Origin of the sequence: Hungatella hathewayi WAL-18680 (assembly GCF_000235505.1) — a bacterium.
In the GTDB taxonomy this organism is placed as follows: Bacteria; Bacillota; Clostridia; order Lachnospirales; family Lachnospiraceae; genus Hungatella_A; species Hungatella_A hathewayi_A.
On the sequence record NZ_JH379027.1, the window covers coordinates 3415405 to 3434061 of the forward strand.

Below are 18657 nucleotides of genomic sequence, written 5' to 3' on the forward strand. Positions count from 1 at the left end.
CAGGGTTGACCCGGTAATATGTGTTATGAAGTGAAACATGACCGGAACGTTCTCACACGGCACAAAAAAAGACCTGCCGGCCTTTGTCTGGGATAACTTTTTGATTGATTTTATAGATATTTCAGAGATACTTCAGAATGCAGGAACTCTGCCCCGAAACATTTGGGCATAGCAAACAGGCGATTTTGACCTTTCACGCCCAATCACCCTTTTCCCTACCCACGGAACCACAATTCTGCGAACTTTTCGCCGGTTTTTGAAATATTTTCCATTTCAAACCTTGCTAATTTTTACGAAAGTGGGTATAATAGACTATATCGTAAGGGAAGAATCCCTTATCTGTTAGATATCGATACCTCATAACACATATTATGGGGTGTTTTTTTATGTCATCCGGCCGTCCCGGCTAACCAAGCACCAGTTTCATCCGCGACATCTGCCTCCTTGGCTGCTCTTCCGTGGTCATAGTATAGATTCGTGTCGTACTGATATTGGAATGCCCCAGCAAATCCATGAGCCGCACCACATCTTTTTCAATGCTGTAAAACACTCTGGCAAACAGATGTCGCAGATTATGGGGAAATACCTTCGCCACGTCCACTCCCGCCTCTCTTCCCAGCTGTTTCATCCGTTTACTGATATTGCTCCTGTCCATCGTATTTCCATTTCTGGTTATAAAAATACTTCCGGAACGAATTCCCACTTTTTTACAATACAGTTTCAACAGTCTCATCAATTCTGCCGGAAGCAGTACGACGCGCAATTTTCCCTTATTATAAATCTCCGCCCGTCCCTCATTTACAGCTTCCACCGTCATAAATTTCAACTCACTAATCCGTATCCCCGTGCTGCCAAGCGTCTGGAGCAGCATACTCATCCGCTCGTCCCCATCTGCCCTGGCCGCTTTTATTAATCCCGCATAATCCTTTTCCGTCATCTCCTTCTCTGGCCTGCTGTATGTACTCCTCTGGATTTTAAACAGCTTTACCTTCAGCTCTTCCCTCCCCAGAAACACGAAAAAATGATTCATGGCCGCCAGCATGGAGTTGGCGCTGGTGATTTTATACTGTTCCTTTAACATTTCCTTGTACTCCCGCACCTTCTCCTTCCCGATATCCACATCCCCCGCCAGAAATCCCATAAACTTTCTCACATCCCGGACATACTTCTCCACCGTAGCCCGGCTCCGCTCCTCATCCTGGAGATACGCTTCATATTCCTTCAATGTCTGCTCTGCGTTTTTCACATTTTTGCGCTCCATCATTTTAAAAAAAATCCTCCCTCTTTTCTATAATTTAACCCTTACTATTACCATATATGGAAATCGAAAAAATTGCAAGTCTATGTAATTAAAAATACCAGCTGGAATGATTCCAGCTGGTCAAAATTACTGGCTGCCTGACCGTTTTCCATTAAATAAAATAACTCGCCTTTTTATAATAATACTCCTGTTCCTTTTCAAACAGCTCCACCATCTTATCTAATATAGAACTCTCTCTATACTCTTTCAATGCTTCCAAGTATTCACTTCGATTACTGTCTTCAATTACTACCGGAGGTATTCCATTCCTCAAACATTCTCTGAATAATATTAAGCGCCCCGTTCTGCCATTTCCGTCCTGAAATGGATGAATGCTCTCGTACCGTACATGGAACTCCGCCAACACTGCAATATGAATTCTTTGCTTGTGATACCAGTTCAGCAATTCTTGCATTTCCGTCTCTACTAATTCCGGGCGCACAGTCTGATATATGCCAATCATATTTGGACGCTGCTTGTAGTCTCCAATTGCATATCCATTTGCCCTGTCTTCAAATACGCCACTTTTGAGTTCATAGTGAAACGCTTTTATTAGCTCCTGTGTCAGTGGCTCCTCAATTGTATCCAGCATCTTATTAAACATCAAAAAATGTCCATTCATTTCTTCAACATCTTTTGCCCGATAATAATCATCCGATTTGGGCAGCGTACCATTATCAAACAGGGAAGCCGTCTGCTCTTCCGTCAATGTACTTCCCTCTATTTTATTTGAATTATAAGCCAAAAGCCGCTGCGTATATCCGTAAACGCCAGATCTGTCAAATTTCTTTCTCTCTATTTGAAAACGCTCTTGCAAAAATTGGATAAAATCTCTTGCTTCCATGATGGCACCATCCTTTCAAAAATTCTTCTCCTGGCAATTTTTTCCATTTCACAAGTACACTATGGAACAGAGAATATTACAATAAACGATATTTTTCTAACATAGAATTACAAAATTCTTTGTCCTCCCTTAGCCTTTCAATCTCACCTGCCAGACCGTCCCGGACCATCAGCGAAACCAACTCCAGCATGAGCTGGCGTTCTTCTGCCTTTCCCTCTGCCTTCCCAGCGGCTTCTCCCTCCGCATAGCTGATTTCCTTCTCACTGGCAATGTGCTCTTCTTCGTCGTATTCATACCATAACATATCCATTACCTCCGCCCTGTTCTTCATCAGGAACTCTGCCAGGATGTTATTTTGAATGCATTCATCAATCGCATGGTTTATCGCTGTGGTCAAATCTGCGTCTTTTTCATGGTATCGTCTGACTGCCGCCACAAACTGCGCATATTCCTGCAATTTCCTGCATTTCTCCATTAACTCCCGGTTGTGACCCAGATTCACATTCAGGACCAGCGCTGTCATCTCCAGACACGGCGGCTCTTCTCCTTTTACCGTATAGGAATCGGAAAGCTTCATGATCTGGCGGTCTGGCTGGTCTTGGGTTCCGTTGTAGAATACCACGTAGTAAGGGGTTGGTATCTTGATTCTGCCGCTTCCATACAGCTTTCTTCCTTCTTCCCCTATCATTTTCCGAAACAGGTCCGTCAGATAAAAGAGTCCCCGAAGCGGCATATTGGGATTGATCGTACTCTGATGTTCATAGAGTTTCTGCTCTCCCTTTATCAAAAATGATAAATCATTTTTCATCTTCATATACACGGCATTTTCGAGGGTATTTATCTCCAAATCCTCCGGATTCGTGTAATCGGAACCTCTGAGTGCATTATAGAGTTCCAGTAAATCCTTCTTCTCTTTAAACACGGCCCGGAATACCCGGTCCTTATATTTCCGGTCTGCCACTACCGGCATTTCTGGCATTTGATTTGCCATATTGATACCTCCATTATATCGTCTTATTTGTCTGATTGCAATCGTTTATCGGCAAATAACCGGCATAAGGCATCCCTCCCCTTTTCTCTTCCCGGATATCACAAAATAACCGGCTGTAAATGACTGTACTGCTGACTTCAAAACTTCCAAATGTGTGAAACTCTGGCCGAACTGGCCGCAACGGCTTGCGCCGAAGATTACTTACAGAGTGGAACCTCTGTGTGAATGGATTCAGTATATCATATCATTCCGGCAGATGCAATCCTGATTTTCTGAAAAACAACACAACAAACAGCTATCTGTTTTTTACTGTTTCTGGAAAATAAAAGAGTTTCCAGGCGGTGATGATATGTGATACGCCACGGAAACTCTTTTCATAGCATAAGTATCGCATTTTTATGTTATTCCATTTAAAAAAAGGAGTGCAGAATCAAATATACTGCGCTCCTTCTCTATAAACCGTGTCAGACTCTATCACTCAGGCTCCCTGCTCCAGCTGTGGCTGATAATCCAGAATCATGTCCCGAAGCTCCTCCGTAGACAATTCTTTCTCCTTCATCAGTTCCAGCACTTCCCGCAGTTCCAACTGCGCCAGTTCCTCCTCAATCTCCTTTTTCTGTCCCTTGAGCGTCAGCACCGCCTGCTCATACTGCTCAATCGCCTGCACCACTTCCTCCAGCTTTAGCTGTAATTTTTCTTTTGGTGATTTTCGTGCGCCTCTAGGCATAGTCTATTCTCCTTTTCCCTGATTCTGTATTTGGAAGTATGTCCCATTATTTATAATCTATGACAGATAGGCGAAAAATATACCTGCAAACCAATATGTTATCTCGCTGTATTTTATGGTTTGTAGTCATTGAATCTCATGAACTGGTCAACGTAATAATCTACAGCTGGGATTTTATCTTGCCCTATGGTACCATTCTGATACATTTCCTCAAATATCTGTTCTATCTTTTCACTGTCACTGCCATCCCTTTGAACGATTTCTATGTACTTTTTATTTACAAGAACATCACATAATCCACATTCGATTGCGGTCACGGTTCTCATGAAAACAGCTTCCGCCTCTATTCGAAGAATTCCTTCCGCATATTCCTTTGCCTTTGCTTCCGTTTTTTCCCCATGAAGCAGTTGATGCACGCTTTTCAAACGTTCTCCATTTTTCGCATTCATAAGCTCATAGGCGAATCCGAGAGCCGCTCTTTGGAAGTCTCTTTGTTTGCTAATGCGTATTTTCTTTTCGTATACATCCGTATTAGCGTTAGACAGACTATCTACATCTCCTTCATATGTATACCCTGCTCCACCAACCTCTTCTTCCAGTCTGCGTGCTGATGCAGATTTAGAAAATGTCTCATACATTTCTGTTTCATCAAATCCATCCCCTTTCTCCCGCGTTGGCCCCTTATACACGCCAGCCATTTGAATAATTTTATCCTTATCATAATCGTCACCATTCTCCACATTGGATGTACGATTTGTTAAACGAACCGGTATTTTTGCATTGAAAGCAGCATTGGCCCTTTCAGACCGTAAGATAGCCAATTTTGACAGTTCCTCCGGCTCACTGCCGTCCGCATGTTCAACAATTTCTCCCTGTAATGTTGCGCTTGCATTCTCCATAGTACTGTTGTAAGTATAGGAAGCTATTTTGCTTTCAGTTGCCATATTTGTTAATATTTCGTTCAAATCATTACGGCGTTTTCTTTGAATCCGATATTCCTCATAATTCTGCTCTTTTTCAGCAATAATTTGATTTTCTCGCACATTTACTTTTGTCGCAAGTGTAACATGGTCATTCGGCTTTAAGTTATCCACGATTCCCATTATATCATCATCACTGTTTCCAACAAAAATATGAGCCATACGTATAGATGTTTCATTTTTAATGATTAAAATTAAACATGGAGACGCATTGCTTGTCATAATTCTATCAGTTTCTCCGGTAATCATTCCCATCTCTCCCATTGCTACAACTAAAGTATGTCCGGCAGCTTTGCCAAGCGTCGTTAAATCTACCTCATTTTCCTTTCTATCAACATATTTTTCATTCTCTTCATCCCATTTTAATATTATGCTTTCGTCATATAAATAGACATCCTCAGCAATCTTTTTAAATTTAATCTCCATATGAGCATCGTCCTTGAAAATCTCACCAACTTCATCAAAATCATCATCTTCTGGAATCGGTTTTTTCTGTATGATTCCCTTATTTTTGCCTAATATAAGACTTTTCTCGTTCTTTCTCATGATTGCCTTGCTTCTTTGAATCTGACAGTCAGACTGTTTTTCTCTCCTGGAATTTACTCTCTCAGTTTTATCAATATATTCAAACACAAACCTGTTCCTCCTTGTTGAAAATAAACCATCTTCTAAACTTACTATATCAGGTCCATAAGATACCAAATTAAAGATTGCTTAAAACTTTTCAAACGAATACTCTAAAATCTCTATCATTTGCAACTGCCAGCCGATTATGGTAGAATATAGACATCAAAATTAAGAAAGCGAGGTATCAGCTATGGAAAAACAAGTATTGGATTTTGTAGTTGAAAAGACACATGAATTGATGGACGCCGCCACCTGCAATTCGGAGACAAGGGCCGCTGCGCAGACCTGGTTAGACGCCGTAAACACTGACAAGGAAGCCTCAGCTACCAAGACATACATAGCGGAACTGGAAGCCGATATTATGCCGATTGACGGCTTGATCGGTTTTGCGGAATCCGAGACCGGCGCTCAGGTTTTCGGAGCCGACAAGGCGAAAGAAGTGGCGGCCCACGCCAAAGAAATCAAAGCAGCCGGCGCCAAATACTGCGACTGTCCGGCCTGCGCCGCTGTGGAAGCGATTTTAGAGAAGAAGGATGAAATCCTGAAATAAGAGATAAGAGACACCAGGGGGTCCTGATGTCTCTTTCACTTGGTATTCCATTTGATTAAGATTGGGATATTTTATCGATAACCACAGCTGTGCCAGTTGCTATCACCGCAACCATTGTATCTCCAAACATTGTATAATCTATATCCACTCCAATTATTGCATTCGCTTTTATTTCTATTGCCTCTTCTCTTAATTGGTCAACTACTTCTTTTCTTGCTTCTTTCAATTTCTTACTCAAAGCAGTCGACTGAGTTCCGGTAATATTTGAGAGTTCAGCGAAAAGTCCATTGATTACTCCCATACCTAACACTATTTCTGTTGAAATAATATCAATATACTGTTTAATTTCATAACCTTCAACATTATAGCCGGAAGTCACTACAATCTGCCTGAGTTTACTATTTTTTTCGCTAAGTTCTTGTTCATAAATATTATGCTGGGCTTCAAAAACAGTACCACCTTCATTACATATACGCAGTACTTCTGTCATGTATCTTACCGCATTATCATCCGTAATAATATTGTTCTTTAATAAATCACTAAAAAACGAAATTTCTTTTTCGATATTTCCATTCGGTTGGCGTTCATTTATAATTTCAAGTTTTCTATGACAATCCGTACACACTCTAAGTTCAGAATTCCCAAAATAAAGAGGATAATCTGATATCCACTTAGATTGATTCTTTTTACACAAACAACACTCCATTTTAGCTTCCCCTCACTCCCACGCATATATTTTACAGTGTCAATGCCACCATATTGTCATTCCGTACTGTCCTCCAAGTCCAGCCGTAAGGACAAATATACGGTTACTTCTCTAGTTTCCATTCCCATGAAACTAAAAGACGTATCCGCCAGGAGGATATCATACGTTTCCGTGCGCCAGTCCACTGCCGTATAGTCATCATCCTCCACAGTCGTGTACACCTCATACCTCTCATCAAAGTAGTTGGTCAGACTCTCCACCAGCTTATCCAAATCCAGTTCATCATCATTACAATTCCAGACAATCATGGATTCCGTTTTCTCCGGGAGCAGATAGGTTTCCATGGGAAATCCCTGGTAATCCTTTGTCAAGGCATAACCGCCCTCCTCCTCTTCCAGCTCCGGTTCCAGCTTCCGAATCTCCTCAATACTCATCCCCGGAACAATCGATGTGAAAGGAAGAATGCTATCCCCACTGCCTTTCCCATTTGCACATCCTGTCAACAACATCGCCATTACGTAGATGACTCCAATGATATGTAGCTTATTCCATCTCATATTTTCTACTCATATCCCCTTTTCCCAAAACTTTATTTACACAATAATCTATAAAATTAAAAAACCTTAGATTTTAATGAATTCCTCATAAACTCTACGTTTAAGGCTATCTATAATTATATAAAAATATAAATATATATATAGTAAAATATCATTATTTGATATATTATGCAACACGAAAATGCAACACGGGTTAGGGTCCCAGTTTGAATAATGATTAAGAACAAGTAATTGTAAAACTAGATGCACGAAGAGTTGCAAGTTGATTCTACCCAAAATGCAAATTAAGATAATTATAAACTTCTTATATTTAATACTAGCCATACAATAATGTTTAGGAGTCAGTTACTGCTATATCAGATTGTTTTACCTTTTTAAACACCACCTTGTCTAACATGATCTCTCCAAAGACTCTTATTCTGATCACTTGCATTTTCAAGATGCATAACCCTACTATTTATATTATTATTCCAATAAATAGCATATGATCTATATACAATTCCTATTTCACATTCCCCATATGCGACAAGTCTAATCTTTCCATGCCTGCTTGCTTCTGCTAGTATTTCACCTAAAGTAAATATAGATATTTTCGTAGCTTCTCTAAAGGTTCTTTGTATTATATGTCTACGTAAAAAATAAGGATGGCAATAAAAAAGAAGTCTACTTGCTAACCTATTGTATTCACGTCTAGGAAGATTATTATTTTCCAAATGCAATTGCTCTACACACAAATGAAATATATCAGGTTCGGCCTCTTGTCGACTCTCAAGTCCTAACTCATCCGGTGAAGATGGACCTGTTGAAGACCTTTGTATTATCGGACTTTGCATAGTACTATTACCTATATTCTGTCTATTAGCTAATTGGATAACTATTGCTTTATTCGACTTAGCAGTACTTTTTGAGATGTTTTTCGAATTGCGCATTATAGAACTACTCGATTTTTTTATTTCTTCATACATCTTTCTTTTTTTTACTCCCTTCTCTCTTTTCTCCATATTAGCATAAATTTTAAATAAATGTTTTAAAGGTTCGTTAAAGATTGCATACGTAAATGCTGGATATTTCGACATTTTTGTTATTAACGTGTTACTAACGGAGTCTTACAAACTGTTACAAATCTAAAGAAAATTCAATGATTTTAATGCCTGCGCTGGCTCTTTCGGAATAATATTTCTGCACGATATTGCATTATTTCATAGGGCGATGTATAATCCTATTGATTTTGGGAGGTGTGATATGATTCCAGGTGCTTATGCAATTTATCAATCAGAAAAGTCTATGGAAGATTTTTATAGGGCCAGCCAGTTAGCCCCTATGAAACAAATACACGGTCATTATATTTCCGAAGAGACTGCTACCGCAAACCTCGAGCTGGCATTGCTTTACCATAAGGCTCACGAACTTGATATAGAACCATAGCAAAACTAGTGATTTTATTGCTTTTGTTGATGGAAATCTTTACGTTCGCAGTACTCCGATGGTGCGTTATCGTTGTATTTTAATCCCGTAGCTAGAGCACTAAGTGTGTACGTCAATGGCGTTAATAAGGGAACCATACCATCAAATTGATTATCTTGCAGTCGCCAAATATTGTACAACCAGAGGATGTTCAGAAAAAATTTAGCCAAAAACCCAACCAGAAACCGACGTCACAAAATACCGTTGTATATTAAACAGTTCATAGACCAAGTGGAAGGTGATATTCTCGTCCCCATGAGCGGAAATGCGCTATATGAAAAGTGGATTCGATTACAAGACAAATACGGTATGGAGCACATAACCTTTCACGACCTGCGTCACTTGAATGCATCCGTAATGGCCTTGCTCCGGGTGCCAGATAAGTATGCCCAGGAACGTGGCGGATGGAAATCTGATGCAGTTATGAAAAAAGTATATATGCAGACATTCTCGGAAGAACGTGAGCGAGTAGATAATTTAATTGATAGCTATTTCATGGATGCTATGCAACATGAAATACAACACGACATTGAAAAAGGCTAGCATTCGCTAGCCTTTCAAAGTGGAGCTGACGGGATTTGAACCCGTGTCCAAAAACCAATTCCCTGTTCTTCTACTATCATAGTCAGTTATTTTACATTCCCTCTGTCATCCGAAAACTGACATTCTGATGAGTTCAGTAGCTTCATGATACGCCCATATGCTCAAAGCTTTGCATAAGTCGTTTCTCACATCGTCGACGCCAGGTTCTTAAAGTGTGAGTGCTCTAAGGCTGACGGCAGCCAATTAGGCTGCGTATGCTAAATTGTCTTCAGCGTTTAATTTTAATTTTGCCGTTTCACGCACCGCATGCGGATAGCTTCACCAGCTGCATAGCCCCTGTCGAAACCAGTACAGCCCCCTACTGGGGTGTCCAAATACCGGGATAAACATCCCTTTCAGACTCTCTAATCTTAACATATACGCTAAAAGCAGTCAATAGGAAACCAATTACAAAACCTTACAAAAAATTCCGTCCACCATGTTTCTCCAGATATCCATCCACAGCTTTTTTCGTTTCCTCCACTGCCTCCCAGCAAATCTTCACATCTTCCTCATTTGCAAAAAACGACTCATCACCAGGACATCTTGCAGAAAAATAATACCCGTCTGCCAGTATTACTTTCGTTTTGTCAATCTCAAAATCCGTAAGATTATCATTCAAGAAGCGAATCATTCTTTTCAGGGAATGTGTTTTCAAAGCAGCTGTACAATCAATGTCCGTACAATAGCAATCAATCAGATGCTTCAAAAACCCTTCGCAAACATTCTGGGCAATGCTTGTCATGGCATTAAAGACTCGCCCTTCTTTCATGTTTATCTTCAAAAATTCATAGTCATTATCCGCAAACGTGTAATAATTTATTTCTTTTTGCATTAAAGAACTCCCTCCTCAACCAGATTTTGTGAAAACCGATTCGTTTGATTCCGCCACTGATCCCTGGCAACAAACTTCAAATCAATTTCCGGCATATCTAATTCTTCCGGCATGACGGCAATTCTCATACTGCGCACTAATTCCGGAGGTATACGCTCACCGCACTCTACCAATAAATCCACATCGCTTGTATATCTCTGTTCTTTTCTTGCACAGCTTCCAAACATATAGATTTTATCAATATAGCTTTTGTAAGGATTGGCACTTAATATATTCAGGGCATATTCTATCGCTTCCTGATGTCGTTCTGTTTGATTCATTATGTACGCCTCCCTATTTCATATGCTAAGACTCTGCTTTTACCAAAATTATACCATTAATCAATCTATTTTACAATAAAACCGCCTTCAGCGGAGATGAAACGCTTTGGCGGCTTTATGAACCTTTACAGAAATTCTTTCAATTTCTGCACATTTTTCTCTTCAAATTTCAACAGATTTTCCATCAGGCTGCGGATATCCCGCTCCACATGATCCGCATCCTTTAAATGCTTCGTGGCGTCCAGGATTCCCATATTGCTGCCGGTTATCATCATTTCCGCAATATGGGATGCGGACTTGTCCGTCATGGTCTGGACGCTTATCATCAGGTATGTGCGGATTTTCTCGAACATGGTCAGACCTTTTTCGTCGAATCCGTGGTCGTTTAACAGCTTCTTCGCTTCCTCATGGTAGGAGCGGTACTCCTCCAGCTCTTTCTCCAAATGTTTCCGGAACGCCTCATCCTCCACAATATCCAGAAGCTGGCTGATGGTGGTCACCCCCATGGCGGAATTCTGATAGATAAAATTCAAAAATACGGCATTAAAATTTTCGTTCATCGTGACATCTCCTTTTTGATTATTGTATCCAAAAGAAGATGTCTTATGCAGAAAGAGCGTTCTTTCGCCCTACCGGAACGTCTGCTTAAACTCCCGCTCCACTTCCCGCCTCTGGTCCTTCTTGGCGATGTCATCCCGCTTGTCATAGAGCTTCTTACCGCGGGCCAGACCAATCTCCACCTTCACCAGACTGCCCTTAAAATAAACCTGCAGCGGCACCAGCGTATACCCCTTCTCCGCAATCTTGGCGTTCAGCCTGCGGATTTCCTCTTTGTGCATCAACAGCTTTCTCACCCGCAGCGGGTCCTTATTGAAAATGTTTCCCTTCTCATAAGGACTGATGTTCATCCCGCAGATATACATCTCATTTTTGCTGTCAATGCGGACAAATGATTCCTTGATGCTGCATTTCCCCATACGGATGGACTTCACCTCCGTACCAAACAGCTCAATCCCCGTCTCATACTTCTCATCAATAAAATATTCATGATACGCCTTTTTATTGTTGGCAATTAACTTAATACTCTCTTTTCCCATAATTTCAATTCCCCTTTTAGTCCTCCTGTCCCGCCTCGGATTCCGCATCAAAATCCTTTGCTAGACAGAAGTCGATTGTTCTGGACAGCTTATCCGTTCCGCTCACCTGCACACGGATTTTCTGGCCCAGCTTATAGGTGGTTCTGGACAACTCCCCTGTCAGTTCCATCCGCTCCTCATCAAAGACATAATAATCCCCGTGGAGCTCATTGACATGAATCAGTCCTTCCACCGTGTTGGGCAGTTCCACATACAGCCCCCAGTTGGTCACACCGGAGATTACGCCGTCAAACTCTTCCCCAATCCGCTTGGACATATATTCACATTTCTTTAATTTATCCGTCTCCCGCTCCGCCTCGTCGGCCCGGCGCTCCATGGCCGAGCAGGCAACCGTGACGCCCGGCAGAATCCTGTCATAGTGGGCGATACGTTTTTCACCCAGCCCGCCACGCAGGTTCTCCTTGATAATCCGGTGAATCTGAAGGTCCGGATAACGCCTGATGGGCGACGTAAAGTGGGTGTAATACTTGGCCGCCAGACCGAAATGCCCGGTACACACCGTGGTATATTTGGCCTGCCGCATGGAACGCAGCGTCAAACGGCTGATCAACGCCTCCTCCGGCGTCCCCTCAATCTTGTTCAACAGCTTCTGCAGTTCCTTGGGATGAACCTCCCCCTGCTGGGTCCGGATGGCATAGCCAAAGTTGTTGATAAAGGTTCCCAGCCGCTTCATTTTCTCCGGGTCCGGATTGTCATGGGTCCGGTAGACAAAGGGAATCTCCTGCCAGAAATAATCCTCCGCCACCGTCTCGTTGGCCATCAGCATGAAATCCTCGATGATTTTCGTTGCCGCATTTCTCTCATAAGGCCGTATATCGACCGGTTTCCCCTTCTCATCCAGGATAATCTTGCTCTCCGGGAAATCAAAGTCGATGGAGCCCCTCTTCTTTCTCTGGGCCCGCAGAATGTCCGCCAGCTCCTTCATCAAATCAAACATATCGACAAAGTCCCGGTACTCCGCCATAACGCTCTCATCCCGGTCGGTAACGACTGCATTGACCGCCGTGTAGGTCATTCTCCGGTCCACATTGATGACCGTCTCCGCAATCTCATGCCCCAGCAGATGCCCCTGGGCGTCAATCTCCATGATACAGCTGAGGGCCAGCCGGTCGGTCCCCTCATTCAGCGAGCAGATGCCGTTGGACAGCTTGTGGGGCAGCATCGGTATCACCCGGTCCACCAGGTACACGCTGGCGCCCCGCTTTAACGCCTCCTCATCCAGCGGACTCTTCTCCGTCACATAATGGCTCACGTCCGCAATGTGGACCCCCAGCGTATAAACGCCGTCCTTTTTCTCAATGGTAATCGCGTCATCCAAATCCTTGGCGTCTTCCCCGTCGATGGTAACCGTCTTAAGCTTTCGCAAATCCAGCCGCCCCGCCATGTCTTTCCCGTCTATCTCATCCGGTATCCGCTCCAAGGACTTCATCACCTCCGCCGGAAATTCCTCCGGCAGCCCATAAGCCTTGATAATCGAGATAATATCCGTCCCAGGGTCATTGACATGGCCGATAATCTCCGTGACAATCCCCTCCGGCTTCTTGTTCTCGCCGCCAAAGTCCGTCACCTTCACGACCACCTTATGTCCCGTCACCGCCCCCATATCCTTGCCCTGGGGGATGAAAATGTCTTTCCCAATCTTCTGATTGTCCGGAATCACAAAGCCGAAACTCTTATTCTTCTGGTAATATCCAATCACCCGCTCATTGGCGTGCTCCAGCACACGGATGACACTTCCCTCCGCCCGCTTTCCACGGCTCTCGGACTCCACCACAATCTGCACCTTGTCGCCGTGGAGGGCACCGCCGGTCTTCTCCCCCGGGATAAACACGTCCTGCTCCAGCCCTTCCACCGTCACAAAGCCAAAGCCCTTGGGATGACCACAAAACATACCAGTCATGGAAAATGTCTCCGGCTTCCCGTATTTCCCCTTCTTCGAAATCCCGACTTTCCCCTCGGCCACCAGGGCGTCCATCACTTCCTTCAAATCATTCCGCTGAGTTTTCGGGATGTTCAACAGCATGGCCAGTTCCTTTAATTTCATGGGAACATAGGTCTTATCGTTGATCACCGCCATCAGCGTCTTTTTTCTCTCATTTAATAATTCTTCCGTCATCTTAATCTCCTGTCAAATTCCAGTGGAATTCTGTCCGCAAGCCTGTGTGAAAATGTAAGAAAAAAACACTCTTGTTCCCAAGAGTGTTTGTATTTCATCCTACCAGATTACATTCAATAATAACGCCAGAGCCAGAACCGCAAACGCTGCGAACTTTGTAAACTTCTCAAGGTTGCCTTCCATGGAACGGCCTTTGTTCTTGCCCCAGTAGGTATCTGCCATTCCGCTGACTGCACCGAGACCAGCTGACTTGCCTTCCTGAAGTAACACAATCACTGTAAGGGCGATACATATAATAACAAACACTACTGCAAATATTGTCTTAAGCATGCTTTAAACACCTCCTGGTTTTCCTCATCTGCATATGGTGAGGACTTTCCTCTAGTCAAACAAAGATATCATAGCATACTTTTATTTTAAATACAACCACTATTTTACAATTATTCGTAACAATTCAGACAAATTATTTCGCGTATAAGTTCTCTTCAATCCTCAACAGCTGGTTATACTTCGCCACCCGGTCCGACCTGCACGGCGCCCCGGTCTTAATCTGCCCACTGTTCACAGCCACCGCGATATCGGCAATGATCGAGTCCTCCGTCTCCCCGGAGCGATGGGAAATCACCGTCGTATACCCGGCCTGTTTCGCCATCTCAATGGCATCAAAGCTCTCCGAAAGCGTCCCAATCTGATTCACCTTCACCAGAATCGAATTGGCCGCCCCCAGCTCAATCCCCTTCTTCAGCCGTTTGGTATTGGTGACAAACAAATCGTCCCCCACCAGCTGCACCCGGTGTCCCAGCTTCTTCGTCATCAGCTGCCATCCTTCCCAGTCTTCCTCCTGAAGCCCATCCTCAATGGAAATGATAGGAAATCCGTCAACCAGCCGCAGATAATAATCCACCATCTCCTCCGCCGTCCTCTCCACCTGAATTCCGCTCATCTGGCTCTCGCCCGGGAAGACGTACATTCCGCTCTCCTCGTTATAAAGCTCACTGGAAGCCGCATCAATCGCGATTTTCACCTGGGTGCCCGCCTCGTAACCGCTCAATTTGATGGCGTCCACAATATAGCTCAGCACTTCCTCCGTATTTTTCAGATTCGGTGCAAAGCCGCCCTCATCACCGACCGCCGTGGCATACCCGCCGGCTTTCAGAATCTTCTTGAGGGTATGATAAATCTCCGCGCACATCTGAAGTCCCTCGGAAAATGATTCCGCCCCCACAGGCATTATCATAAATTCCTGCAAATCCACCGTATTATCCGCATGAACGCCTCCATTCAAGATATTCATCATCGGTACCGGAAGCTCGTGGGCGCCAATTCCGCCAAGATAGCGGTACAATGGCATTTCCAGCCCATTGGCCGCCGCTCTGGCCACAGCCATGGACACGCCAAGAATCGCGTTGGCTCCCATATTTTCCTTATTCTCTGTCCCGTCCGCTTCCCGGAGCAGCCGGTCGATATGGCGCTGGTCCAGAGCATTTTCAAACATAATGGCTTCCGCCAGAATGGTGTTGACATGCTCCACCGCCTTCTTCACGCCCAGTCCGTGATACCTCCGGCCGCCGTCCCGCAGCTCCACCGCCTCAAATTTACCGGTGGACGCCCCGGAAGGAACCGCCGCGCGGCCCACCGCGCCGCCCTCCAACTGAACCTCAACCTCCACAGTAGGATTCCCCCTGGAATCCAGAATTTCCCTGCCCTGCACGCCAATAATTTCTAATTTATTCAACATAAAATGGCCTCCTCATATTTAGTCTAATATAAGGATAGCCATTTTAGTAAATTGTATGCAAATTTTATTCTCCTAACAAACCTTCCCCATATACTAATGTAAAATCATTATATACCGGGTCTATTCCAAATTCTCCTTTCACCCAAACTGTGTCATCATTATTCACCTTTACATAGCAATATTTATTTATATCATTGAAAGAATAAACAAATATTTTTAAATCTTTTATTCCCTGGAAACATTCCTCCGCTAAACGTGGATATTCTTTCCCGCTATCAATTCCCCTTATTAATGTCATCGTTTCATCCGTTTGAATCCTGCGGGAGTCTCCCCATACCCATACAGAACCATCCTCTTTTAATGCATAAATTCCATCCTGACTATCATACGATGCTTCTGCCGCAAAAACAGCCTTGACATGCTCCATAATTTTTACAGGTTCTTCTACCTGGCAATAAACGGTATACCAATCACGCTGTCCCTGATCTACGCCCCAATGATTATATACCAGTGTCCCACAATTTAAGCCATTTCCCATTTGAGCTTTGGAATTATCTCCCCATCCCCAAAGAGAACCATCATTCTTTATTACAAATGTCGTCCCTACTGTTTTGACCGCTTTTTTATAATTTGATACTTTTTGCTTTACCGAATTAACATCGTAATAATAGCTTTCTGGAATTTCATTAAGATTTGATGCTACACATTGATAATCATAAACATCTCCGGAAGACCATAATGCCCATTCTTCTGCTTTACTAACAAGCGTCCACACCCACAAAGTACCATCCGTTTTTAAAAAAACATCTCCTCCCTTTGCCACTTGAGCGACATCCGTGGCGAGTAATTCTCTGTTATTTTTGCCATAGCAGGCCCACAATTCATTCTGTTTATTAATAATGCAAATTCTGTATATTATATTGTCACCTTTCACTGCTATTGACGTCTCCACTGAATTATTTACTTCCTGTGCAAACGATGGGAATACTGCTAGTAAAGCACAAGCGATTGAAATTATTATTTCTCTAAATATTTTCTTTTTCATCTATCCCCTCTCCCTGGCTATTCTATCCAAACACCGTTTAAATCTACACGATAGTTATCCGGTGTCACGGTATCTACTGCCAAGGTTCCATCAGCTGTTAAATAATACCACAAACCTTTCCATTTAATCCAACAATTAGCCTGCATTGCGCCAGTACTATTTAGATAATACCATTTACCATCTTGGAATGTCCAATCATTTGATACCATAGCTCCATCTGGATTTAGAAAATATTTTACACCGTTTATTTCTATCCAATTTGTTTTCATATAACCGGCTTCATCAAAAAAGTACCAAATATTATTATTCATTATCCATTCATTTTTGGGATATGAGCCATCCATTTTCTTAAACCACCATCCATTGTCGTCTTTTATCCATTCCCCATTAACATTTGCAGGATTAACAGAAGATATTTTTCTGCCCGTACCACCTGAGGAACTGCTTCCCGAATGATTACTGCTTCCCCCTGTATTTGGGATATCTGTTGAAATATCTCCACTGGCATTAGAATCGGTTGCAACATCTATTTCCAATAATGGTGCATCTACTAATTTAAAAATGTATGGATTAAGTTCTTCTAATGACCAATCATATTCACTATATTCTTTAAATACCACAGGAAAAAAAGCAGTGTCTCTATCCATCGAAAAATTTCCAATTTCTGCTAATGAATTAAAATCATAATAGACACCTTGTTCATACCATAAGCTATCTACATAATCATATAAAAATGCAGAAGAACCACCATTATAGCTTTCATTCGTGGAACTACTATTTCTATCACCTAATGCTAAATAATAAATAGCCACACCCGTACCATCACTATAATCATTTTCGCTGACTCTAAATCTCTCATTTTTAGGTATTAAGTGTATCGTTACATCCTTTTTTACATCACTTCCAATATTCTCATCATACGTGTAATAGGAACCGGAAATTGTTGGATAACTTTTCCCTGTCCTTTCCTCTCCCTCAATCACGAGGTCATGAGCAAATGCATTCGTTGTACCGATTATCGTCAGCGTAGATATTGCTAATAATAAAGCAAGTTTCTTTTTCATGAAAATTCCTCCTTGTCGTCACGACATAAAATGTCGTCTTTTGATTATAAATTATACTATCAGCACATAATAAAGTCAATGGTATTTCACGACATTTCATGGCGTGTTCAGTAAAAAGATACTATGACATAATGTGTCATATGGAGGATGTCATGATAAAAGAGAATAGAAAAAAAATGAATTTAACACAGGAACAATTGGCAGAACAATTGGGAATTAGCTGGCGGCAGCTACAACGAATAGAAAAGAATGAAAATCAAACAAAAATTGTTACATTAAAAAAGATAATTGAAATATTAAAAATTTACTGATGTTGAAATCCTCAATTTTATGCATGATAAAAGTAAATGATTATAAAAAGCCAAAAAATATGAACACATAAAAAATCAGGGATTTCTCCCTGATTTTTTGTAAGTATATTAATTTAACTTCTGATTCCAATTACATCTATGAAGATGTCTCCTGCTCCTCAGGAGCTTCTTGTTTGGATACTTCACTTTCAACCTCTGTCTCCATTTCCGTCAAATCCTCCAGCGTTTTTTCAGTCATGCTCTGAAGTTCCGAGCCAATCACAGTCACGGTTTCCTGTCCGTCCAGGCAGGCGTAAATGTCGTCGCCGGCCGCATTTCCCAGGAGAACGGTCTGGGTATTGCCATCGGTATCCCGGATGGTTATCCGGTTGACCGGCTCTGACAACCCATATGCTTCCAGGCCGTCCGCGCCCTCCAGCGTCCGGGTGATTTCAATTTTTTTCACATCCACCGCCATGCTGTCCAGAGTGCTCTGGATGAGGCTGACGCTGTGGTCCGGCGCGTAGTACCAGGTGCCGTCCTCCTTCTCAAATTCCAGCATTTCCCCATCATTTTCATAGGAGAAATACGTCACATCTCCCATATCCGTCAGATAATCTCTGGCCGCGTCCTCGGCCGCCTGGGCCTTCGCTGCCTGCTGCTCCTTGTTGTAGCCAATCCCCACATAGGCGCCGCCCAGCACGCACAGAACCAGCAGGCCCGCAAGAATCGTCTTTCCCTGTTTCTTCATAATTCCGTCTCAC

Annotated in this window: 22 protein-coding genes and 1 other RNA gene; 4 read left to right on the forward strand and 19 right to left on the reverse strand. The window is 42.8% G+C overall.

The window, feature by feature from the left end:
* Positions 1-406: 406 nt before the first annotated feature.
* The 5 genes from HMPREF9473_RS15615 to HMPREF9473_RS15635 all read right to left on the reverse strand — a co-directional run bounded on the left by HMPREF9473_RS15615 (position 407) and on the right by HMPREF9473_RS15635 (position 5475).
* Positions 407-1264, reverse strand: coding sequence for a tyrosine-type recombinase/integrase (locus tag HMPREF9473_RS15615; protein WP_006781122.1), 858 nt, complete (start codon positions 1262-1264; stop codon positions 407-409).
* Between the two features lie 148 nt (positions 1265-1412).
* Complete coding sequence (locus HMPREF9473_RS15620) at positions 1413-2144, reverse strand: Fic family protein (RefSeq protein WP_006781123.1); 732 nt, start codon at positions 2142-2144, stop codon at positions 1413-1415.
* Between the two features lie 76 nt (positions 2145-2220).
* The gene (locus HMPREF9473_RS15625; protein ID WP_006781124.1) at positions 2221-3135 is read right to left on the reverse strand and encodes a hypothetical protein; all 915 of its coding nucleotides are present in this window, start codon (positions 3133-3135) and stop codon (positions 2221-2223) included.
* Positions 3136-3613: 478 nt separating this feature from the next.
* Positions 3614-3862, reverse strand: a complete 249-nt coding sequence (locus tag HMPREF9473_RS15630; RefSeq protein WP_006781125.1) for a hypothetical protein — start codon at positions 3860-3862, stop codon at positions 3614-3616.
* Positions 3863-3975: 113 nt separating this feature from the next.
* Positions 3976-5475, reverse strand: coding sequence for a hypothetical protein (locus HMPREF9473_RS15635; protein WP_006781126.1), 1500 nt, complete (start codon positions 5473-5475; stop codon positions 3976-3978).
* Between the two features lie 184 nt (positions 5476-5659).
* Here HMPREF9473_RS15635 and HMPREF9473_RS15640 point away from each other — a divergent pair, with 184 nt between their 5' ends.
* Positions 5660-6019 (forward strand): hypothetical protein, encoded by a 360-nt coding sequence (locus HMPREF9473_RS15640; protein ID WP_006781127.1) that lies wholly within the window; start codon positions 5660-5662, stop codon positions 6017-6019.
* Positions 6020-6074: 55 nt separating this feature from the next.
* Here HMPREF9473_RS15640 and HMPREF9473_RS26325 read toward each other — a convergent pair whose 3' ends face one another.
* From HMPREF9473_RS26325 to HMPREF9473_RS27410, 3 genes are all read right to left on the reverse strand, one after another.
* Positions 6075-6713: a YbjQ family protein gene (locus HMPREF9473_RS26325; protein ID WP_198138520.1), complete on the reverse strand. Its 639-nt coding sequence runs from the start codon at positions 6711-6713 to the stop codon at positions 6075-6077.
* A gap of 68 nt (positions 6714-6781) precedes the next feature.
* Positions 6782-7282 carry a hypothetical protein gene (locus HMPREF9473_RS15650; RefSeq protein WP_006781129.1) on the reverse strand — a complete coding sequence of 167 codons (501 nt, stop codon included), beginning with the start codon at positions 7280-7282 and terminating at the stop codon, positions 6782-6784.
* Between the two features lie 374 nt (positions 7283-7656).
* Positions 7657-8283, reverse strand: a complete 627-nt coding sequence (locus tag HMPREF9473_RS27410) for a hypothetical protein (RefSeq protein WP_138669494.1) — start codon at positions 8281-8283, stop codon at positions 7657-7659.
* Positions 8284-8524: 241 nt separating this feature from the next.
* Between HMPREF9473_RS27410 and HMPREF9473_RS15655 the strand changes: the two genes are divergently transcribed.
* Complete coding sequence (locus HMPREF9473_RS15655) at positions 8525-8707, forward strand: hypothetical protein (RefSeq protein WP_006781131.1); 183 nt, start codon at positions 8525-8527, stop codon at positions 8705-8707.
* A 186-nt stretch (positions 8708-8893) separates the two neighbouring features.
* Complete coding sequence (locus HMPREF9473_RS15660) at positions 8894-9289, forward strand: tyrosine-type recombinase/integrase (protein ID WP_050810041.1); 396 nt, start codon at positions 8894-8896, stop codon at positions 9287-9289.
* A 17-nt stretch (positions 9290-9306) separates the two neighbouring features.
* Here the strand turns inward: HMPREF9473_RS15660 and ssrA are convergent.
* The 10 genes from ssrA to HMPREF9473_RS26330 all read right to left on the reverse strand — a co-directional run bounded on the left by ssrA (position 9307) and on the right by HMPREF9473_RS26330 (position 17603).
* Positions 9307-9647, reverse strand: a transfer-messenger RNA (tmRNA) gene (ssrA, locus tag HMPREF9473_RS26935).
* A 99-nt stretch (positions 9648-9746) separates the two neighbouring features.
* Positions 9747-10163, reverse strand: a complete 417-nt coding sequence (locus HMPREF9473_RS15665; RefSeq protein WP_006781132.1) for a HEPN domain-containing protein — start codon at positions 10161-10163, stop codon at positions 9747-9749.
* Positions 10163-10483, reverse strand: coding sequence for a nucleotidyltransferase domain-containing protein (locus HMPREF9473_RS15670; protein ID WP_006781133.1), 321 nt, complete (start codon positions 10481-10483; stop codon positions 10163-10165). The genes HMPREF9473_RS15665 and HMPREF9473_RS15670 overlap by 1 nt, the downstream gene beginning before the upstream one ends.
* A 125-nt stretch (positions 10484-10608) precedes the next feature.
* Complete coding sequence (locus tag HMPREF9473_RS15675; RefSeq protein ID WP_006781134.1) at positions 10609-11043, reverse strand: hypothetical protein; 435 nt, start codon at positions 11041-11043, stop codon at positions 10609-10611.
* Positions 11044-11112: 69 nt separating this feature from the next.
* Positions 11113-11580 carry an SsrA-binding protein SmpB gene (smpB, locus tag HMPREF9473_RS15680; protein WP_006781135.1) on the reverse strand — a complete coding sequence of 156 codons (468 nt, stop codon included), beginning with the start codon at positions 11578-11580 and terminating at the stop codon, positions 11113-11115.
* A gap of 16 nt (positions 11581-11596) precedes the next feature.
* Positions 11597-13756, reverse strand: a complete 2160-nt coding sequence (gene rnr, locus HMPREF9473_RS15685) for a ribonuclease R (protein ID WP_006781136.1) — start codon at positions 13754-13756, stop codon at positions 11597-11599.
* A gap of 99 nt (positions 13757-13855) precedes the next feature.
* Positions 13856-14086 carry a preprotein translocase subunit SecG gene (gene secG / locus HMPREF9473_RS15690; RefSeq protein ID WP_006781137.1) on the reverse strand — a complete coding sequence of 77 codons (231 nt, stop codon included), beginning with the start codon at positions 14084-14086 and terminating at the stop codon, positions 13856-13858.
* 133 nt (positions 14087-14219) lie between these two features.
* Positions 14220-15494, reverse strand: coding sequence for a phosphopyruvate hydratase (gene eno / locus HMPREF9473_RS15695; RefSeq protein ID WP_006781138.1), 1275 nt, complete (start codon positions 15492-15494; stop codon positions 14220-14222).
* A gap of 64 nt (positions 15495-15558) precedes the next feature.
* Positions 15559-16539 carry a hypothetical protein gene (locus tag HMPREF9473_RS15700; RefSeq protein WP_006781139.1) on the reverse strand — a complete coding sequence of 327 codons (981 nt, stop codon included), beginning with the start codon at positions 16537-16539 and terminating at the stop codon, positions 15559-15561.
* Positions 16540-16556: 17 nt separating this feature from the next.
* Entirely contained in the window at positions 16557-17603 is a 1047-nt protein-coding gene (locus HMPREF9473_RS26330; protein WP_006781140.1) for an N-acetylmuramoyl-L-alanine amidase family protein, read from the reverse strand.
* Positions 17604-17755: 152 nt separating this feature from the next.
* On the opposite strand from HMPREF9473_RS26330, the gene HMPREF9473_RS26940 reads away from it, so the two are divergent.
* Positions 17756-17914 carry a helix-turn-helix domain-containing protein gene (locus tag HMPREF9473_RS26940; protein ID WP_157140225.1) on the forward strand — a complete coding sequence of 53 codons (159 nt, stop codon included), beginning with the start codon at positions 17756-17758 and terminating at the stop codon, positions 17912-17914.
* 136 nt (positions 17915-18050) lie between these two features.
* Here HMPREF9473_RS26940 and HMPREF9473_RS15715 read toward each other — a convergent pair whose 3' ends face one another.
* On the reverse strand, positions 18051-18644 hold the full coding sequence (locus HMPREF9473_RS15715; protein WP_006781141.1) for a DUF4340 domain-containing protein: 594 nt from the start codon (positions 18642-18644) through the stop codon (positions 18051-18053).
* Between the last annotated feature and the right edge of the window lie 13 nt (positions 18645-18657).

What these genes read in the sequence shown, in the direction of transcription:
- HMPREF9473_RS26940 (WP_157140225.1), top strand. Translation starts at nt 17,756, where the DNA reads ATGATAAAAGAGAATAGAAAAAAAATGAATTTAACACAGGAACAATTG.
- HMPREF9473_RS15615 (WP_006781122.1), bottom strand. Translation starts at nt 1,264, where the DNA reads ATGATGGAGCGCAAAAATGTGAAAAACGCAGAGCAGACATTGAAGGAA.
- HMPREF9473_RS15700 (WP_006781139.1), bottom strand. Translation starts at nt 16,539, where the DNA reads ATGAAAAAGAAAATATTTAGAGAAATAATAATTTCAATCGCTTGTGCT.
- HMPREF9473_RS15660 (WP_050810041.1), top strand. Translation starts at nt 8,894, where the DNA reads ATGTTCAGAAAAAATTTAGCCAAAAACCCAACCAGAAACCGACGTCAC.
- rnr (WP_006781136.1), bottom strand. Translation starts at nt 13,756, where the DNA reads ATGACGGAAGAATTATTAAATGAGAGAAAAAAGACGCTGATGGCGGTG.
- HMPREF9473_RS15640 (WP_006781127.1), top strand. Translation starts at nt 5,660, where the DNA reads ATGGAAAAACAAGTATTGGATTTTGTAGTTGAAAAGACACATGAATTG.
- HMPREF9473_RS15625 (WP_006781124.1), bottom strand. Translation starts at nt 3,135, where the DNA reads ATGGCAAATCAAATGCCAGAAATGCCGGTAGTGGCAGACCGGAAATAT.
- HMPREF9473_RS15630 (WP_006781125.1), bottom strand. Translation starts at nt 3,862, where the DNA reads ATGCCTAGAGGCGCACGAAAATCACCAAAAGAAAAATTACAGCTAAAG.
- HMPREF9473_RS15650 (WP_006781129.1), bottom strand. Translation starts at nt 7,282, where the DNA reads ATGAGATGGAATAAGCTACATATCATTGGAGTCATCTACGTAATGGCG.
- HMPREF9473_RS15620 (WP_006781123.1), bottom strand. Translation starts at nt 2,144, where the DNA reads ATGGAAGCAAGAGATTTTATCCAATTTTTGCAAGAGCGTTTTCAAATA.
- HMPREF9473_RS15715 (WP_006781141.1), bottom strand. Translation starts at nt 18,644, where the DNA reads ATGAAGAAACAGGGAAAGACGATTCTTGCGGGCCTGCTGGTTCTGTGC.
- smpB (WP_006781135.1), bottom strand. Translation starts at nt 11,580, where the DNA reads ATGGGAAAAGAGAGTATTAAGTTAATTGCCAACAATAAAAAGGCGTAT.
- HMPREF9473_RS15675 (WP_006781134.1), bottom strand. Translation starts at nt 11,043, where the DNA reads ATGAACGAAAATTTTAATGCCGTATTTTTGAATTTTATCTATCAGAAT.
- HMPREF9473_RS27410 (WP_138669494.1), bottom strand. Translation starts at nt 8,283, where the DNA reads ATGGAGAAAAGAGAGAAGGGAGTAAAAAAAAGAAAGATGTATGAAGAA.
- HMPREF9473_RS15655 (WP_006781131.1), top strand. Translation starts at nt 8,525, where the DNA reads ATGATTCCAGGTGCTTATGCAATTTATCAATCAGAAAAGTCTATGGAA.
- HMPREF9473_RS26330 (WP_006781140.1), bottom strand. Translation starts at nt 17,603, where the DNA reads ATGAAAAAGAAACTTGCTTTATTATTAGCAATATCTACGCTGACGATA.
- eno (WP_006781138.1), bottom strand. Translation starts at nt 15,494, where the DNA reads ATGTTGAATAAATTAGAAATTATTGGCGTGCAGGGCAGGGAAATTCTG.
- secG (WP_006781137.1), bottom strand. Translation starts at nt 14,086, where the DNA reads ATGCTTAAGACAATATTTGCAGTAGTGTTTGTTATTATATGTATCGCC.
- HMPREF9473_RS15665 (WP_006781132.1), bottom strand. Translation starts at nt 10,163, where the DNA reads ATGCAAAAAGAAATAAATTATTACACGTTTGCGGATAATGACTATGAA.
- HMPREF9473_RS15670 (WP_006781133.1), bottom strand. Translation starts at nt 10,483, where the DNA reads ATGAATCAAACAGAACGACATCAGGAAGCGATAGAATATGCCCTGAAT.